Annotated in this window: 15 protein-coding genes; 7 read left to right on the top strand and 8 right to left on the bottom strand. The window is 71.6% G+C overall.

Annotation, left to right across the window (positions count from 1 at the left end; translation table 11 throughout):
- Window positions 1-186: 186 nt before the first annotated feature.
- Complete coding sequence (locus tag JO379_RS20215; RefSeq protein WP_130879365.1) at window positions 187-1,836, top strand: DNA repair helicase XPB; 1,650 nt, start codon at window positions 187-189, stop codon at window positions 1,834-1,836.
- 27 nt (window positions 1,837-1,863) lie between these two features.
- Here the strand turns inward: JO379_RS20215 and JO379_RS20210 are convergent, their stop codons facing one another.
- On the bottom strand, window positions 1,864-2,040 hold the full coding sequence (locus JO379_RS20210) for a hypothetical protein (RefSeq protein WP_165451586.1): 177 nt from the start codon (window positions 2,038-2,040) through the stop codon (window positions 1,864-1,866).
- Between the two features lie 267 nt (window positions 2,041-2,307).
- Between JO379_RS20210 and JO379_RS20205 the strand changes: the two genes are divergently transcribed.
- Complete coding sequence (locus JO379_RS20205) at window positions 2,308-4,368, top strand: HelD family protein (protein ID WP_307842078.1); 2,061 nt, start codon at window positions 2,308-2,310, stop codon at window positions 4,366-4,368.
- A gap of 60 nt (window positions 4,369-4,428) precedes the next feature.
- On the opposite strand, the gene JO379_RS20200 is transcribed toward JO379_RS20205, so the two are convergent.
- Complete coding sequence (locus JO379_RS20200; RefSeq protein ID WP_307842076.1) at window positions 4,429-4,746, bottom strand: ArsR/SmtB family transcription factor; 318 nt, start codon at window positions 4,744-4,746, stop codon at window positions 4,429-4,431.
- 104 nt (window positions 4,747-4,850) lie between these two features.
- Between JO379_RS20200 and JO379_RS20195 the strand changes: the two genes are divergently transcribed.
- Window positions 4,851-6,098: an MFS transporter gene (locus tag JO379_RS20195; protein WP_209516199.1), complete on the top strand. Its 1,248-nt coding sequence runs from the start codon at window positions 4,851-4,853 to the stop codon at window positions 6,096-6,098.
- A gap of 62 nt (window positions 6,099-6,160) precedes the next feature.
- Here JO379_RS20195 and JO379_RS20190 read toward each other — a convergent pair whose 3' ends face one another.
- Complete coding sequence (locus JO379_RS20190) at window positions 6,161-6,859, bottom strand: copper homeostasis protein CutC (protein WP_130879363.1); 699 nt, start codon at window positions 6,857-6,859, stop codon at window positions 6,161-6,163.
- A gap of 58 nt (window positions 6,860-6,917) precedes the next feature.
- Between JO379_RS20190 and JO379_RS20185 the strand changes: the two genes are divergently transcribed.
- Window positions 6,918-7,622, top strand: a complete 705-nt coding sequence (locus JO379_RS20185) for an HD domain-containing protein (protein ID WP_209516196.1) — start codon at window positions 6,918-6,920, stop codon at window positions 7,620-7,622.
- Here the strand turns inward: JO379_RS20185 and JO379_RS20180 are convergent.
- On the bottom strand, window positions 7,619-7,798 hold the full coding sequence (locus tag JO379_RS20180; RefSeq protein WP_130879361.1) for a hypothetical protein: 180 nt from the start codon (window positions 7,796-7,798) through the stop codon (window positions 7,619-7,621). The two genes, JO379_RS20185 and JO379_RS20180, sit on opposite strands and share 4 nt — an antisense overlap.
- Window positions 7,799-7,955: 157 nt before the next feature.
- Window positions 7,956-8,786, bottom strand: a complete 831-nt coding sequence (locus JO379_RS20175; protein WP_130879360.1) for a hypothetical protein — start codon at window positions 8,784-8,786, stop codon at window positions 7,956-7,958.
- Between the two features lie 332 nt (window positions 8,787-9,118).
- On the opposite strand from JO379_RS20175, the gene JO379_RS20170 reads away from it, so the two are divergent.
- Window positions 9,119-10,357 (top strand): Cmx/CmrA family chloramphenicol efflux MFS transporter, encoded by a 1,239-nt coding sequence (locus JO379_RS20170; protein ID WP_242626199.1) that lies wholly within the window; start codon window positions 9,119-9,121, stop codon window positions 10,355-10,357.
- A 181-nt stretch (window positions 10,358-10,538) separates the two neighbouring features.
- Here JO379_RS20170 and JO379_RS20165 read toward each other — a convergent pair whose 3' ends face one another.
- Both JO379_RS20165 and JO379_RS20160 read right to left on the bottom strand, forming a co-directional pair.
- Window positions 10,539-10,814, bottom strand: a complete 276-nt coding sequence (locus JO379_RS20165) for a DUF4031 domain-containing protein (RefSeq protein ID WP_130879358.1) — start codon at window positions 10,812-10,814, stop codon at window positions 10,539-10,541.
- Window positions 10,811-11,179, bottom strand: coding sequence for a DUF8819 family protein (locus tag JO379_RS20160; RefSeq protein ID WP_130879357.1), 369 nt, complete (start codon window positions 11,177-11,179; stop codon window positions 10,811-10,813). The genes JO379_RS20165 and JO379_RS20160 overlap by 4 nt, the downstream gene beginning before the upstream one ends.
- Window positions 11,180-11,233: 54 nt before the next feature.
- Here JO379_RS20160 and JO379_RS20155 point away from each other — a divergent pair, with 54 nt between their 5' ends.
- Both JO379_RS20155 and murQ read left to right on the top strand, forming a co-directional pair.
- Window positions 11,234-12,172: a MurR/RpiR family transcriptional regulator gene (locus JO379_RS20155; RefSeq protein WP_130879356.1), complete on the top strand. Its 939-nt coding sequence runs from the start codon at window positions 11,234-11,236 to the stop codon at window positions 12,170-12,172.
- Window positions 12,173-12,204: 32 nt separating this feature from the next.
- Complete coding sequence (murQ, locus tag JO379_RS20150) at window positions 12,205-13,140, top strand: N-acetylmuramic acid 6-phosphate etherase (RefSeq protein WP_130879355.1); 936 nt, start codon at window positions 12,205-12,207, stop codon at window positions 13,138-13,140.
- Between the two features lie 96 nt (window positions 13,141-13,236).
- On the opposite strand, the gene groL is transcribed toward murQ, so the two are convergent.
- Window positions 13,237-14,859 carry a chaperonin GroEL gene (groL, locus tag JO379_RS20145; protein ID WP_130879354.1) on the bottom strand — a complete coding sequence of 541 codons (1,623 nt, stop codon included), beginning with the start codon at window positions 14,857-14,859 and terminating at the stop codon, window positions 13,237-13,239.
- Window positions 14,860-15,166 lie beyond the last annotated feature (307 nt).

Here is a 15,166-nt window from a genome sequence, read left to right as displayed (position 1 = left end):
CCCCCGTCACCTTGTAGCCGCTCAGGCGGTCGGGGACGGGCCGGTACCAGCCGCACCGGCCCGCCCCCGACCGCCGCCCCGCCCGGCCCCCGCCCGCATTTCGCCGCATGCGGCACACTGGAGGTTTGGCCGTACGGTTCCGCCCGGACCCGCACCGGCCGACCGCTAGCGGAAAGGGCCCAGCGCGTGACCGGACCTCTGATCGTCCAGAGCGACAAGACACTCCTGCTCGAGGTGGACCACGAGCAGGCGGACGCCTGCCGCCGCGCCATCGCGCCCTTCGCGGAGCTGGAGCGGGCTCCCGAGCACATCCACACCTACCGCGTCACCCCCCTCGGCCTGTGGAACGCCCGTGCCGCGGGCCATGACGCCGAGCAGGTCGTCGACGCCCTCGTCGCCCACTCCCGCTACCCCGTGCCGCACGCCCTGCTCGTCGACATCGCCGAGACCATGGCCCGCTACGGCCGTCTGAAGCTCGTCAAGCACCCCATCCACGGGCTCGTCCTGGAGAGCACCGACCGGCCGGTGCTGGAGGAGATCCTGCGGTCGAAGAAGGTGCAGCCGCTGGTCGGCGCCCGGATCGACCCCGACACCGTCGCCGTGCACCCCTCCGAGCGCGGTCAGATCAAGCAGACCCTCCTCAAGCTCGGCTGGCCCGCCGAGGACCTCGCGGGCTATGTCGACGGCGAGGCGCACCCCATCGAGCTGGACGAGAGCGGCTGGTCGCTGCGCCCGTACCAGCGGCAGGCCGTCGAGGGCTTCTGGCACGGCGGCTCCGGCGTCGTCGTCCTGCCCTGCGGCGCGGGCAAGACGCTCGTCGGCGCGGGTGCCATGGCCGAGGCCAAGGCCACCACGCTGATCCTGGTGACCAACACCGTCTCGGCCCGCCAGTGGAAGCACGAGCTGGTCAAGCGCACCTCGCTGACCGAGGAGGAGATCGGCGAGTACTCCGGCACCCGCAAGGAGATCCGGCCGGTCACCATCGCCACGTACCAGGTCCTGACGACGAAGCGGAAGGGCATCTACCCGCACCTGGAGCTGTTCGACTCCCGCGACTGGGGCCTGGTCGTCTACGACGAGGTGCACCTGCTGCCCGCGCCCGTCTTCAAGTTCACCGCCGACCTCCAGGCCCGCCGCCGTCTCGGCCTGACCGCGACGCTCGTCCGCGAGGACGGCCGCGAGTCCGATGTCTTCTCCCTGATCGGGCCGAAGCGGTTCGACGCGCCGTGGAAGGAGATCGAGGCACAGGGCTATATCGCGCCCGCCGACTGTGTCGAGGTCCGCGTCAATCTGACCGACTCGGAGCGGCTCGCCTATGCGACGGCCGAGACGGAGGAGAAGTACCGCTACTGCGCGACGACCGCCACCAAGCGGAAGGTCACCGAGGCGCTGGTCGCCAAGCACCAAGGCGAGCAGACCCTGGTCATCGGCCAGTACATCGACCAGCTCGACGAGCTGGGCGAGCACCTGAACGCGCCCGTCATCAAGGGCGAGACGACCAACGCGCAGCGCGAGAAGCTCTTCGACGCGTTCCGGCAGGGCGAGATCTCGGTGCTGGTCGTCTCGAAGGTGGCGAACTTTTCCATCGACCTCCCCGAGGCCACCGTCGCCATCCAGGTCTCGGGCACGTTCGGCTCCCGCCAGGAGGAGGCCCAGCGCCTCGGCCGGGTCCTGCGTCCGAAGGCCGACGGCCACGAGGCGCGCTTCTACTCCGTCGTCGCGCGCGACACGGTCGACCAGGACTTCGCGGCGCACCGCCAGCGGTTCCTGGCGGAGCAGGGCTACGCGTACCGGATCGTCGACGCGGATTCGCTGCTCACGGGCGAGGACGCGTAGGGCAGCCCCACGGCCCCGGCGGGGGCGTCACCGCCTGCCGTTGTGCTCCCCGAGGAGGACGACGCTGACGGCCGTCCCCGCGAAGACCTTGATCGCGCGGATCGTGCTGCCCAGCAGATGACGCTGGTGGCCGGGGGACGGGTGGAGGGCGGTGGCGTCCTGCCGGGCGCCCTCGGCGGTGGGGGTGAAGGTCGCGGTGGTCATGTGTCCATGATGGTTTTCCCGACCGGGCCGGACATCGTTCTGCCGGTGTAATCGCCCCTGCCCGCCCCTAGGACTCCAGGCCCATGCCGTCCCCTACGGGAGGAGGACGGCGACCCTGAGAAGGCACGGAAAACCATTCGCGCCCCGATTCCGTGCTGACTACAATCGCCCGTCCTGCCGCCTCCCGAGTCCTGGGAGCGCCGCCGTCCGGACGGAAACCGGCCGGCCTCCCGCTCGCCCCTCGCACCCACCCCCGGAGGCACCGCCGTGTCCGCGCCCGTCCCGCACACCGCCCCTGACCCCCTTGAGCGCGAGCGCGCCCACCTCTCCTCCTCCCGGTCCGCGCTGCGCGCCATGCGCGCCGACGTGGAGTCCCTCGACATCAAGGACGTGACCGCGAACTGGGTCAACGCCGCTGTGCTGCAAAGCCAGATCGAGGACCGCATCACCGCCCTCGCCGACCTGGCGCACACCCCGCTGTTCTTCGGGCGCCTGGACTATCTGCACGCGCCCGGCGCCGAACAGGCCGAGGGTGCCGAGGGAGAGCAGTTCTATATCGGCCGCCGCCATGTGCACGACGCCGACGGCGACCCGATGGTCATCGACTGGCGCGCGCCCGTCTCCCAGCCGTTCTACCGGGCGTCCAAGAAGCAGCCGATGGACGTGCGGCTGCGCCGCCGCTTCGGCTACACGGGCGGCGAGTTGACGGCGTACGAGGACGAGGACCTGACCGACGCCGCCGGTGACGAGCACGCCAGCCGGCTCCTCCAGAGCGAGATCGAGCGGCCGCGCGTCGGCCCCATGCGGGACATCGTGGCCACGATCCAGCCGGAGCAGGACGAGATCGTCCGCGCCGGGATCGGCGGCTCGGTGTGCGTCCAGGGCGCCCCCGGCACCGGCAAGACCGCCGTCGGCCTGCACCGCGTCGCCTATCTGCTGTACGCCCACCGCGAGCGGCTCGCCCGCACCGGCACGCTCGTCATCGGCCCGAACCGGTCCTTCCTCCAGTACATCGAGCAAGTCCTCCCCGCCCTCGGTGAGTTGAACGTCGCCCAGGCCACGGTCGACGATCTCGTCGCCCACGTCGAGGTGCGCGGCACGGACACCGCCGCCGCGGCCCGCGTCAAGGGCGACGCCCGGATGGCGGAGGTGCTGCGGCGCGCGGTGCGGTCGGGGGTGACGATGCCGGTGGATCCGGTGGTCGTCGTGCGCGGCTCGCGCCGCTGGCGGGTCCCGGCGTACGAGATCGAGGAGATGGTCCGCGAGCTGCTGGCCCGCGACATCCGCTACGGCGCGGCCCGCGACGCGCTCCCGCAGCGCATCGCGCACGCCGTGCTCGTACGGATGGAGGAGGCCGGCGAGGCCCCCGACGACCGGGTGCAGGACGCGGTGGCGCGCAACGCCGCCGTGAAGTCGGCGGTCAAGTCGGTCTGGCCGCAGGTGGATCCGGCGAAGCTGGTCCTGCGGCTGCTGTCCGACGCGGAGTTCCTGGCGGCGCACGCCGAGGGGATCCTGGACGCCGAGGAGCAGGCTGAGATCCTCTGGGACAAGCCGGCCCGCGGCGTGAAGTCCGCCAAGTGGTCGGCGGCCGACGCGGTGCTCGTCGACGAGGCGGCGGACCTCGTCGCCCGCACGCCCTCGCTCGGCCATGTGGTCCTGGACGAGGCGCAGGACCTGTCCCCCATGCAGTACCGCGCGGTGGGCCGCCGCTGCACGACCGGCTCGGCGACGATCCTCGGCGACCTGGCCCAGGGCACGACCCCCTGGGCCACGAGCAGTTGGCCGGAGGCCCTGACCCACCTCGGCAAGCCCGAGGCCACGGTGGAGGAGCTGACGATGGGGTTCCGCGTGCCGCGCGAGGTCATCGCGTACGCGTCCCGGCTGCTGCCCACCATCGCCCCTGGCCTGGCCGAGGCGACCTCGGTCCGTGAGGCGGCGGGCGACTTCACGGTACGGGCGGTTCAGCCGTCGGAGCTCGACGCGGCGGTGCTGGACGCCTGCGTGTCGGCTCTCGCCAAGGAGGGGTCGATCGGGCTGATCGCGGCCGACGCGCGGATCGCCGCGCTGGCGGACGTGCTGACGGCGGCGGGTCTGCCGTTCCTGTCCCCCGGCGAGGAAACCTCCGCCGAGGCCCGCCTCACCCTCGTCCCGGCCACGCTGGCCAAGGGCCTGGAGTACGACTACGTGGTCCTGGACGAGCCGAGCGCCGTCGTGTCCGGCGAACCGGACGAGCGCACGGGGCTGCGCCGGCTGTACGTGGCCCTGACCCGGGCGGTATCGGGACTGACGGTGGTGCATGCGGCGCCCTTGCCGGGGCAGTTGGGGTAACGGGCCATTTGGGGGTTCCCCGCCGCCCCCTCCCCTGGGGGTGGCGGAAAAACCCGTGACCTACCGCCCCATCGCCGTCAGCAACGCGTCCGTGAGGCCGGGGAACCTCGCGTCGAGGTCGGCCTTGCGGAGCTGTACGAGGCGGTTGCGGCCGGCCACGCGCGTGGCGGTCACACCCGCTTCGCGCAGCACCCGCATGTGGTGCGACACGGTCGACTTGTGCAAGTGGTCGAGCCCGAGGCCCTCGAGGCCGCAGCCGTGCTCCTTGCCGTCCAGAAAGACCGACAACAGCTGCATCCGCACCGGGTCGCCCAGCGCGTGCATGACCTTGACCAGCTCGATCTCGTCGGTCGCAGGCTGCGGAAGCCACTCGTCCACCACGTTTCCCTCTTCCTTCGCACCCCACCCGGATTTGTTTGACAATCATCCACCCTTCCCTATTGTTTGACGAGCATCAAACGATGATCATGGGAAGGGAACCCGTGCGTCTCCGCCTGCTCCTGCTCGCTCTCGGCACGTTCGCCGTCGGCACCGACACGATGGTCATGGCCGGCATCCTCGGCCGGGTCGCCGACGACCTCGACGTCTCCGTCGCGGCCGCCGGCCAGATGGTGTCCGTCTTCGCGCTCGCCTACGCCCTGCTCGCGCCCGTGCTCGCGACACTGACCGCCCGTTGGCGCCGTCGTCGGCTGCTGCTCACCGCGCTCGCGGTCTTCACGGCGGCCAACGCGCTCAGCGCGCTCGCCCCCGACTACCCGACGCTGCTGGCCACCCGGGTGCTCGCCGCGGCCGGTGCCGCGCTCTACACGCCCACCGCCAACGCCGTCGCCACCGCGCTCGTACCGCCGGAGCGGCGCGGCCGGGCGATCGCGACCGTCCTCGGCGGGATGACCGTCGCCACGGCCCTGGGCGTGCCGCTCGGCACGTACGTCGGCCGCGCCGACTGGCGGCTCACGATGTGGCTGGTCGTCGTGCTCGGCGCCGTGGCCCTGCTGGGCCTGGCCGTCTTCCTGCGCGAACTCCCCGCTCCCGCCCCGGCCGTGGGGCTGCGCGAGCGGCTGGCGCCGCTGCGCGAGGGACGGATCGTGGCCGCGGTGGCGACGACCTTCGTCTTCTTCGTCGCCTTCCAGGCCGTCTACATCTACCTGGCTGTCGCGGTGCGCCCCGCGACCGACGGCGAGGCGGGCCGGCTCACTCTGATCCTGCTGGTCACGGGCATCGCCTCGGTCGGGGGCAGCTGGCTCGGCGGTCGCGCGGTGGACCGCTGGGGCGTGCGGGCCGTCCTGCTCGTCGCCGGCTCGGTGGCGGCGCTCGCCTTCGGCGCCCTGCCCTGGCTCGGCCTGACCATGAGGGGCGCCCTGCTCTACGCCACGGTCTCCCCGCTCGCCGGCTGGGCCATCTCCGTCGCCCAGCCCCACCGACTGGCCTCCCTCAGCCCGGCCCACGCACCGCTACTGATCTCCCTCAACAGCAGCGCCCTCTACCTGGGCATGGCCGCGGGCGGCGGCGCGGGCAGCCTGGCGATGACCCTGCTGGGCGAGCGCTGGTTCCCCCTGGCCTCCACAGCCCTGGCCCTGGCGGTCCTGGCACTGGTGGCAACCACGACCTCCCACCCCCAACGAGAGGTGGCGGGTCGGAGCGGGCCTCTTGTCGGGCGTAAAGCGAAGCAGCCCGGCAAGAGGCCCGCGGAGGCCCGACACCGCACCACATCAAGCCCGTCCGGCGATTGAGGACGCCCGCGCAGCGGCAACGGCGGGAAACCCGGGAGACGACCGAACGCCCGCGCAGCGGACTACCCCCCGAGGGCCTCCCGCCAAACCCCCACCGCACCCGCCGAGACGGGCGCAGCCCACCCCGCAGGGCGAGCCGCTCCGCCGATGTGAAACGCGGAAATACCCGCATCGAGCAGCACCGGCACATGCTTCAACTGGAGCCCGCCGCCCACGAGGATCCGCGGCTCGTACCCCGGCTCGTCCCCGCGTGCCGCTTCCGTGACGAGCGTCGCGAGGCCGTCGTCGACACCCGAAGGGGATCCCGCGGTGAGGTAGGTGTCCAGACCGGGCTGGTCGGCGAGCTGCTTGCGCACGGCGTCGCGGTCGGCGGCCCGGTCGATGGCGCGGTGGAACGTCCACCGGGCGCGGGGGCCGACGGCCTCGGCGAGGCGGGCGACGGCCGGCAGGTCGGCCCGGCCGTCGTCGGTCAGGAAGCCGAGCACGAACTCGTCCGCGCCTTCGGCGGCCAGCGCCCTGGCGTCGTCACACAGCGCGTCGAGCGCCGCGGCGCCACCCGCGGAGAAACCGTCGGTGGCACGCAGCATGACGCGCACAGGGATGTCGACGGCGGCCCGTACCGCCGTGAAGGTCTCGAGGGCTGGCGTGAGGCCGTCGGCGGCCATGTCACTGACCAGTTCGAGGCGGTCAGCCCCTCCGGCCTGCGCCGCCACCGCGTCCTCGACGTCGAGCGCGATCACCTCAAGAATTGGTCTAGACATGTAGGACAGCCTGCCATATCCGCCGTGCACGTCGAAAGCCGTGCTCCACAATTGGCCTATGTCAGCTACGCCCGTACACCCGTCCGGCCCCGCCCTGCGTGTCCGCTGGCGACAGACGGTGGCGAGAGCCCGCGCCACGGTGGGCCCGCACACAGCGACCCCGCACGTGGCACACCCCGACCCCGACCCGTACGCCGACGACCTCCTGGCGCGCTGGTCCGAGCCGCAGCGCCGCTATCACACGGTCGACCACCTGCTGGCGGTCCTCGACCGCGTCGACGAGCTGGCCGAGCACGCCGACGACGCCGACGCCGTCCGCTTCGCCGCCTGGTTCCACGACGCGGTCTACCGCCCCGACCGCTCCGAGAACGAGGAGCGCAGCGCCCATCTCGTCGAGCGCGCGCTGCCCGAGCTGGGCATCGACCAGGCCCGCACGGCGGAGGTCGCCCGGCTCGTACGGCTCACCGTCGGCCACGACCCGGCCCCCGGCGACTGGAACGGCGAGGTGCTGTGCGACGCGGACCTCGCCGTCCTGGCAGGGTCGCCGGAGGACTACGCGGCCTACGCGGCGGCCGTCCGCGAGGAGTACGGCTTTGTGCCCGACGACGCCTTCCACGAAGGCCGCGCCGCGGTACTGCGACAGCTACTGGAGCTGCCGCGGCTGTTCCGCACCCCGCACGGGCAGGCCCACTGGGAGCCGGTCGCGCGCCGGAATCTCACCACCGAACTCGGATTGCTGGGCACAGCATCCGAGGGGCGCTAGGACGTGTGCCGGGAGCGCAGGACCGCGAGCATCCAGGCACGGATGCTGCGCACCAGCTCCCGGCCCGGGGCTATGGGCGCCGATTGCAGCACCTTGGAGAAATACTCGTCACTGGACGCTTCACCGGCCATCCAGCGCCGCCCCGACTCAATGATCTCGCCTTCGCGCACGATCATGCCAACCCCCACCTATGCGTAGCCGTACGTCGACGATAGGGACACCGCCCTCCGCGGCGTCCGTTTCGCCCACAACTTCACTGCTTCTACCCGGTACTTGCGGTAGTTTCACCTGGACGAATGCCGTAATCCCCCGGCAGCACCCGTTCAGGAGTCGTCAGGACTCCATCGCCCGACGCGCCAGGGCGTGCGCGGTGCCGAGCATTCCGGTAATGACCAGTACATATGGCTTGCGCACTTTCACCTCGGGCAGATCCCCCGCCTTGGGTGCGTCGATGATCAGCACGCCCTGAGGTTCACTCCCGGCGCACACCGGAGCGACGATGGCGGACTGGTAGTCGTCCCCCAGGTTGATTTTCAGATTTCCGTTCGTATGCCGGTTGTCGTGGATATAGATGATCTGCCCCTGGTTCAGGACGTTGAGCAGGGCCTGTTCGGTCCTCGTGTCGAATTGCACCGGAGGCGTCGCCTGCCCATGGGTCACCTCCAGCCTGAAGTGCTCGCCCTCCAGCCCGTAAAAGGCGGACCGCGCCTTGGGGCTCGCACCGTTGGCCACCACGGTGATGAGCCGGTCGTGAATCTGCCCCGAGATCTTGAGCACCTGGGTGGGCGTGGCACCCACCAGAGTTCCCATGTGGTCGACGATCGCCGACATGGCCGCCTCGAATTTAATGCCCGCAATACGTCGATAGCGCTTCCGCAACAGGGACGAGAGGAAGGGAGCCGACATCGCCGAGAGTGCCGCCGCGACAAAGAGGAGAATTTTGGCGGAACCGGCGGACGCATTGGCCCAGGCGCCGAAGCCGATGGTCAATCCGGGAGAAAGGACGGGCATCACATAAAAGGCGAAATCCTGCAATTTCTTTTTCAAAGACATGGCACCTGCTTTCGACGGACCGAAACGCACCGTGACAGCAGCGATTATCCCGGCGTTCACCCCGGCGTCGACCCACTCGGACCACACGTTCCCCACGAACCCCGAGCGCATCGGAGCAGGCTGCGGGGCAACTCACGGCCGGGGCGCCGCCACCGCGACTCAATACGCCCCTCGACAGATGTATCCGCGCTTTTATCCGGGCGGCCAGCAAGGGCAGGAATCGGCAATATAGCCCCCATCGTCCCGCCGCCGGACGGTAATCGGCGGACTTCCCGCCGAAAGCGTGCGGAACAACGCCGCAAATCCGGATATCGCGGACCCGGCGACGGCACGCACCGCCTCCCACCACCGTCTTCCGCTCCGTGAGACGGGCCCCGCCCGCGGGAATACCGTGGCCGGAATGCGCGCTGGCACCGGACATGCCCTCCGCCAGCCCGAACCGCATGCCAGTCGCCGTCTACGTCCTCGGTTTGTCTGTATTCGCCCTCGGAACATCCGAATTCATGCTGTCGGGGCTGCTGCAGCCCCTCGCCCGCGACATGGGCGTCTCCATACCCAAGGCCGGGCTGCTGGTGTCCGCCTTCGCGATCGGCATGGTGGTCGGCGCACCCCTGCTCGCCGCCGCGACGCTGAAGCTGCCGCGCCGTACGACCCTCGTCGCCCTGCTCGCCGTCTTCGGGCTCGGTCAGGTGGCGGGGGCGCTCGCCCCGTCGTACGGGGTGCTGTTCGCCTCCCGGGTGGTGAGCGCGCTGGCGTGCGCCGGGTTCTGGGCGGTCGGCGCGGCGGTGGCCGTGTCGCTGGTGCCGGTGACCGCGCGGGCGCGGGCCATGGCGGTGATGGTCGGCGGGCTGTCCATCGCCAACATCGCGGGCGTGCCCGCCGGGGCGTTCCTCGGGCAGCACGCGGGCTGGCGGGCGGCCTTCTGGGCGGTGGCCGGGCTGTCGGCGCTGGGCCTGGTCGGCGTGCTCGCGCTCGTCCCCGGCACCAAGCCGCCGACCGGCGCCGACGCACCCCGGCTCCGCACCGAGCTGGGCATCTACCGCGACCGGCAGGTCTGGCTCGCGCTCGTGACCACCGCGCTGAACGGCGCCGCCGTCTTCTGTCTGTTCTCCTACCTCGCCCCGCTGCTCACCGACACCGCCGGGCTCGACGAGGGCTGGGTGCCGACCGTGCTGGGGCTGTTCGGCGTGGGGGCGCTGATCGGCACGGCCATCGGCGGCCGGATCGCGGACGCCCATCTCTTCGCCACGATGTACGGCGGCATCGCCGCCTCGGCCACCGTGCTCGCCGTGCTGGCGCTGACCGCGCACACCCCGGCCGCCGCCGTGGGCATGGCACTGCTGCTGGGCGTCACGGCCTTCGCGACGGCACCGGCGCTGAACGCCCGGATGTTCAACGTCGCGAACGCCGCGCCGACGCTGGCGGGTGCCACGACGACGGCCGCGTTCAACATCGGCAACACGGTCGGCCCCTGGCTCGGCGGACTCGTCATCGGAGCCGGCTGGGGCTATCCGGCGGTCGCCTGGACGAGTGCGGGCCTCGCGGCCCTGGCCGTGGGCACCACCGCGATCGCCTCCCGGCTGCACCACGCGACGGCCGGCTCGCGGGTGATCGCGGGGTCCAGCGGGGCCGTGCCGACGGCGTCGGCGTCGGCCGAGGCACCGGCGCGCGCCGAGAGCTGAACGCCTCGGCGCCCGGCCTTTCCGCGCGCCGGTGGGCGCACCGATCCGCCCCGGCGCGCTGCCTTCAGTAAGCGCCCTACGGGCGCGTCCTCAATCGCCGGACGGGCTGCAAATGCAGCCCGTCCGGCGATTGAGGACACCACCGCGCAGCGGAGGTGCACCCACCACGGCCCGCAGGATCCTAGACGCCGCCAGGCCGCTCATGCTTTGGCCGACGCAGTCCCGCCGACGTCAGCAGCCGCACCAGCTCCTTGGTACCCACCTCCACCGCCCCCAGCCGGACGGCTTCCCCGTACGACGACGACGGCACGTCGTAGTGGTCCCGGTCGAAGGCGCGCGCCGGAGCGCCCAGCCGGGCCGCGAAGGCGTGCAGTTCCTGGTAGCTGACGTCGCTGACCAGGTGCGACCACATCCGCCCGTGTCCCGGCCAGGTGGGCGGGTCGATATAGAGGGTCATCGCAGCGCCGTCGCCAGGGATCCCACCGGGGCCAGCAGCACCGCCTGCTTCGCGCACGCCCAGTGCGGGTCCGGGCCCAGCTCCGGCTCGACCTCCAGGGCGTGCGGGTCGCCTTCGCCCGTGCACAGCGGGCACAGCGGCCAGCGGCCGTGCCGCTCCAGCAGCGCGTCCTGGACGTCCTGGGCGACGAGACCGGGCAGGAAGGCGGCACCCTGCGGCCACTGCTCGACCCACCACCGCCGGTGGGTGACCGCGTCCTCGACCAGCGAGACGACCTCCGCCTCCGCCACGTCCCCCGCCGCCAGATCGGCGAGGACGAGCGCGCGTGCGATGTGCAGTGCCTGTTCGAGCTCCATACGGTCCATTGTCGGGGACCGTGAGGGTTGACGGTTCACCGGACCGAAAATACCTTTCAAAAGGTGAGCAGCAAACTGAAGGAAACTTTCGACGCCGCGTCATCGCCCGTCACCCCGGTTCCTCCCGCTCCCGCGGCCCTCGCAGCCAAGGTCCGCACCCTCGCCCCCTCCATGACCCGTTCGATGCAGCGCGTCGCAGAGGCCGTGGCGGGCGACCCGGCGGGTTCCGCCGCGCTCACCGTCACCGGACTCGCGGAGCGCACGGGCACGAGCGAGGCCACCGTCGTGCGCACCGCCCGCATCCTCGGCTACCCCGGATACCGCGATCTGCGGATCGCGCTGGCCACGCTGGCCGCGCAGCAGGCGGCGGGCGCGGCCCCCGCCGTCACCGCCGACATCGCCGTGGACGACCCGCTGCCGAGCGTCGTCGCCAAGCTCGCCCAGGAGGAGGCGCAGTGCCTGGCGGACACGGCCGCCGCCCTCGACACCGCCCAGCTGGAGGCCGCCGTCGCCGCGCTGGCTTCGGCCCGGCGCATCGATGTGTACGGCATCGGCGCCTCGCACCTCGTCGGCCAGGACCTCGTCCAGAAGCTGCTGCGCATCGGCCTGATCGCCCACGCCCCCGGCGACCCGCACCTGGCCGTCACCAACGCCGTCCAGCTGCGCGCCGGCGATGTGGCGATCGCCATCAGCCATTCGGGGCGGACCACCGACGTCATCGAGCCGCTGCGGGTCGCCTTCGAGCACGGCGCCACGACGCTCGCGATCACCGGCCGCCCCGACGGCGAGCTCGTCCAGTACGCGGACCACGTCCTGACCACGTCCTCCGCCCGGGAGAGCGAGCTGCGCCCGGCGGCCATGTCCAGCCGCACCAGCCAACTGCTCGTCGTGGACTGCCTCTTCATCGGCGTCGCGCAGCGCACGTACGACAGGGCCGCCCCCGCGCTGTCCGCCTCCTACGAGGCGCTCGCCCACCGGCACACCCCGCGGAGCCGGCGCTGACCGCCCAGCCGCACGGAAGGAGCCGCCCGCCCATGACCTCGTACGCCGCCTACGCCGCGCTCCGCGCCCAGCTCGCGACCCTGACCACCGAGGCCTTCCGCCCCGAGCTCGCGGACATAGACCGGCTGCCCACCCTCGACCTCGCCCGGCTCATGAACGACGAGGACGCCACCGTTCCCGCCGCCGTCGCCACCCGGCTCCCGGAGATCGCCGCCGCCATCGACGCGGCGGCCGCCCGGATGGCGGGCGGGGGCCGCCTGGTCTACGCCGGCGCGGGCACCGCCGGCCGGCTCGGGGTGCTCGACGCCAGCGAGTGCCCGCCAACGTTCAACACCGACCCCGCCGAGGTCGTCGGGCTGATCGCGGGCGGCCCGTCCGCCCTCGTCCGGGCCGTCGAAGGGGCCGAGGACAGCGCGGAGCTGGCCGCCGCGGACCTCGCCGCGCTCGGCATCGGGCCGGCCGACACGGTCGTCGGCGTCTCCGCCTCCGGCCGCACGCCGTACGCGATCGGGGCCGTCGAGTACGCGCGGCGGGCCGGGGCGCTCACCGTCGGCCTGGCCTGCAACGCGGACTCGGCGCTCGGCGCGGCCGCCGAGCACGCCGTCGAGATCGTCGTCGGGCCGGAACTGCTCACCGGCTCGACGCGGCTGAAGGCCGGCACCGCCCAGAAGCTGGTGCTCAACATGTTCTCGACCATCACGATGATCCGGCTCGGCAAGACGTACGGGAATCTGATGGTCGACGTCCGCGCCTCGAACGAGAAGCTGCGGGCCCGTTCCCGGCACATCGTCGCGCTCGCCACGGGGGCGTCCGACGAGGAGATCGAGGCGGCGCTCGGCGCGACCGACGGCGAGGTGAAGAACGCGATCCTCGTCCTCCTCGGCCGCGTCGACGGCCCCACGGCCGCCCGCCTGCTGGCGGAGTCCAAGGGCCACTTGCGCGCCGCGCTCGACGCGACGCGGGGCTGACGTCGCCCGCTGCCGGAAAACGCCCGAGGGCGGCACCCCCGCGATGGGGGTGCCGCCCTCGGCACGTACTGCTGGAACAGCTGATCCTCGAAAGGATCAGAAGTCCATGTCACCGCCCGGCATGCCGCCCGGAGCGGCCGCGGCGGCCTTCTCCGGCTTGTCGGCGATGACGGCCTCGGTGGTGAGGAACAGCGCGGCGATGGACGCGGCGTTCTGCAGGGCGGAACGCGTGACCTTCGCCGGGTCGATGATGCCCTCGGCGATCATGTCCACGTACTCACCGGTCGCGGCGTTCAGACCGTGGCCGACGGGGAGGTTGCGGACCTTCTCGACGATGACGCCACCCTCGAGACCACCGTTGACGGCGATCTGCTTGAGCGGGGCCTCCAGGGCGAGCTTCACGGCGTTGGCGCCGGTCGCCTCGTCACCCTCGAGCTCGAGCTTCTCGAAGACCGCGGAGGCCTGGAGCAGGGCCACGCCACCACCGGCGACGATGCCCTCCTCGACGGCCGCCTTCGCGTTGCGAACGGCGTCCTCGATGCGGTGCTTGCGCTCCTTGAGCTCGACCTCGGTCGCGGCACCGGCCTTGATGACGGCCACGCCGCCGGCCAGCTTCGCGAGGCGCTCCTGGAGCTTCTCGCGGTCGTAGTCCGAGTCGCTGTTGTCGATCTCGGCGCGGATCTGGTTGACGCGGCCCTGGACCTGGTCGCTGTCACCGGCACCGTCGACGATGGTCGTCTCGTCCTTGGTGATGACGACCTTGCGGGCGCGGCCGAGCAGGTCGAGACCGGCGTTCTCCAGCTTGAGGCCGACCTCCTCGGAGATGACGGTGCCACCGGTGAGGATGGCGATGTCGCCGAGCATGGCCTTGCGGCGGTCACCGAAGCCCGGGGCCTTGACGGCGACGGACTTGAAGGTGCCACGGATCTTGTTGACGACCAGGGTCGACAGGGCCTCGCCCTCGACGTCCTCGGCGATGATCAGCAGCGGCTTGCCGGACTGCATGACCTTCTCGAGGAGCGGCAGCAGGTCCTTGACCGAGCCGATCTTCGAGTTGACGATCAGGATGTACGGGTCGTCGAGCGACGCCTCCATACGCTCCATGTCGGTGGCGAAGTACGCCGAGATGTAGCCCTTGTCGAAGCGCATGCCCTCGGTGAGCTCGAGCTCGAGCCCGAAGGTCTGCGACTCCTCGACGGTGATGACGCCTTCCTTGCCGACCTTGTCCATCGCCTCGGCGATGAGCTCGCCGATCTGGGTGTCGGCGGCGGAGATGGAGGCGGTGGAGGCGATCTGCTCCTTGGTCTCCACGTCCTTGGCCTGCTCGAGCAGGGCGGCGGAGACGGCCTCGACGGCCTTCTCGATGCCACGCTTCAGCGCCATCGGGTTGGCACCGGCGGCCACGTTGCGCAGACCCTCACGGACCAGCGCCTGGGCGAGGACGGTCGCGGTCGTCGTGCCGTCACCGGCGACGTCGTCCGTCTTCTTCGCGACCTCCTTGACCAGCTCGGCGCCGATCTTCTCGTACGGGTCCTCGAGCTCGATCTCCTTGGCGATGGAAACACCATCGTTGGTGATCGTGGGGGCGCCCCACTTCTTCTCGAGGACGACGTTACGGCCCTTGGGGCCGAGGGTGACCTTGACGGCGTCGGCGAGCTGGTTCATCCCGCGCTCGAGACCGCGCCGTGCCTCCTCGTCGAACGCGATGATCTTGGCCATGTGAAGTGGTCCTCCCAGGACGGGGTGGATTGCTCCGGACCGCGCTGGCGCCCGCGACGGACGGCCTGCACACCTGGCGGTTCCTTGCCCCGCCTGGCCTGCGGACCTCACCGACGGTCCAAATCTGTCACTCTCACTCGGAGAGTGCTAAGCCCAATGATTAGCACTCGACCCCCCCGAGTGCAAGCGCCCCGGGCCAAGAGCTACCCACACGAGCGGCGGTCACACACGGGGCTCGGCCACGCCCCCGGGACGGGTGCGCCCGGGGAGCACGAAGGGTCCGTACCTCCCCCTGGAGGTACGGACC

This window comes from Streptomyces syringium, from assembly GCF_017876625.1.
GTDB classification, from domain to species: domain Bacteria; phylum Actinomycetota; class Actinomycetes; order Streptomycetales; family Streptomycetaceae; genus Streptomyces; species Streptomyces syringius.
Note: the sequence above shows the minus strand (reverse complement) of the source record. Positions and strands in the feature narration are given on the sequence as shown.

Coding starts and splice junctions, on each gene's coding strand:
- JO379_RS20210 (WP_165451586.1), bottom strand. CDS start 2,040: ATGACCACCGCGACCTTCACCCCCACCGCCGAGGGCGCCCGGCAGGAC.
- JO379_RS20190 (WP_130879363.1), bottom strand. CDS start 6,859: ATGTCTAGACCAATTCTTGAGGTGATCGCGCTCGACGTCGAGGACGCG.
- JO379_RS20185 (WP_209516196.1), top strand. CDS start 6,918: ATGTCAGCTACGCCCGTACACCCGTCCGGCCCCGCCCTGCGTGTCCGC.
- JO379_RS20180 (WP_130879361.1), bottom strand. CDS start 7,798: ATGATCGTGCGCGAAGGCGAGATCATTGAGTCGGGGCGGCGCTGGATG.
- JO379_RS20175 (WP_130879360.1), bottom strand. CDS start 8,786: ATGCGCTCGGGGTTCGTGGGGAACGTGTGGTCCGAGTGGGTCGACGCC.
- JO379_RS20170 (WP_242626199.1), top strand. CDS start 9,119: ATGCCAGTCGCCGTCTACGTCCTCGGTTTGTCTGTATTCGCCCTCGGA.
- JO379_RS20165 (WP_130879358.1), bottom strand. CDS start 10,814: ATGACCCTCTATATCGACCCGCCCACCTGGCCGGGACACGGGCGGATG.
- JO379_RS20160 (WP_130879357.1), bottom strand. CDS start 11,179: ATGGACCGTATGGAGCTCGAACAGGCACTGCACATCGCACGCGCGCTC.
- murQ (WP_130879355.1), top strand. CDS start 12,205: ATGACCTCGTACGCCGCCTACGCCGCGCTCCGCGCCCAGCTCGCGACC.
- groL (WP_130879354.1), bottom strand. CDS start 14,859: ATGGCCAAGATCATCGCGTTCGACGAGGAGGCACGGCGCGGTCTCGAG.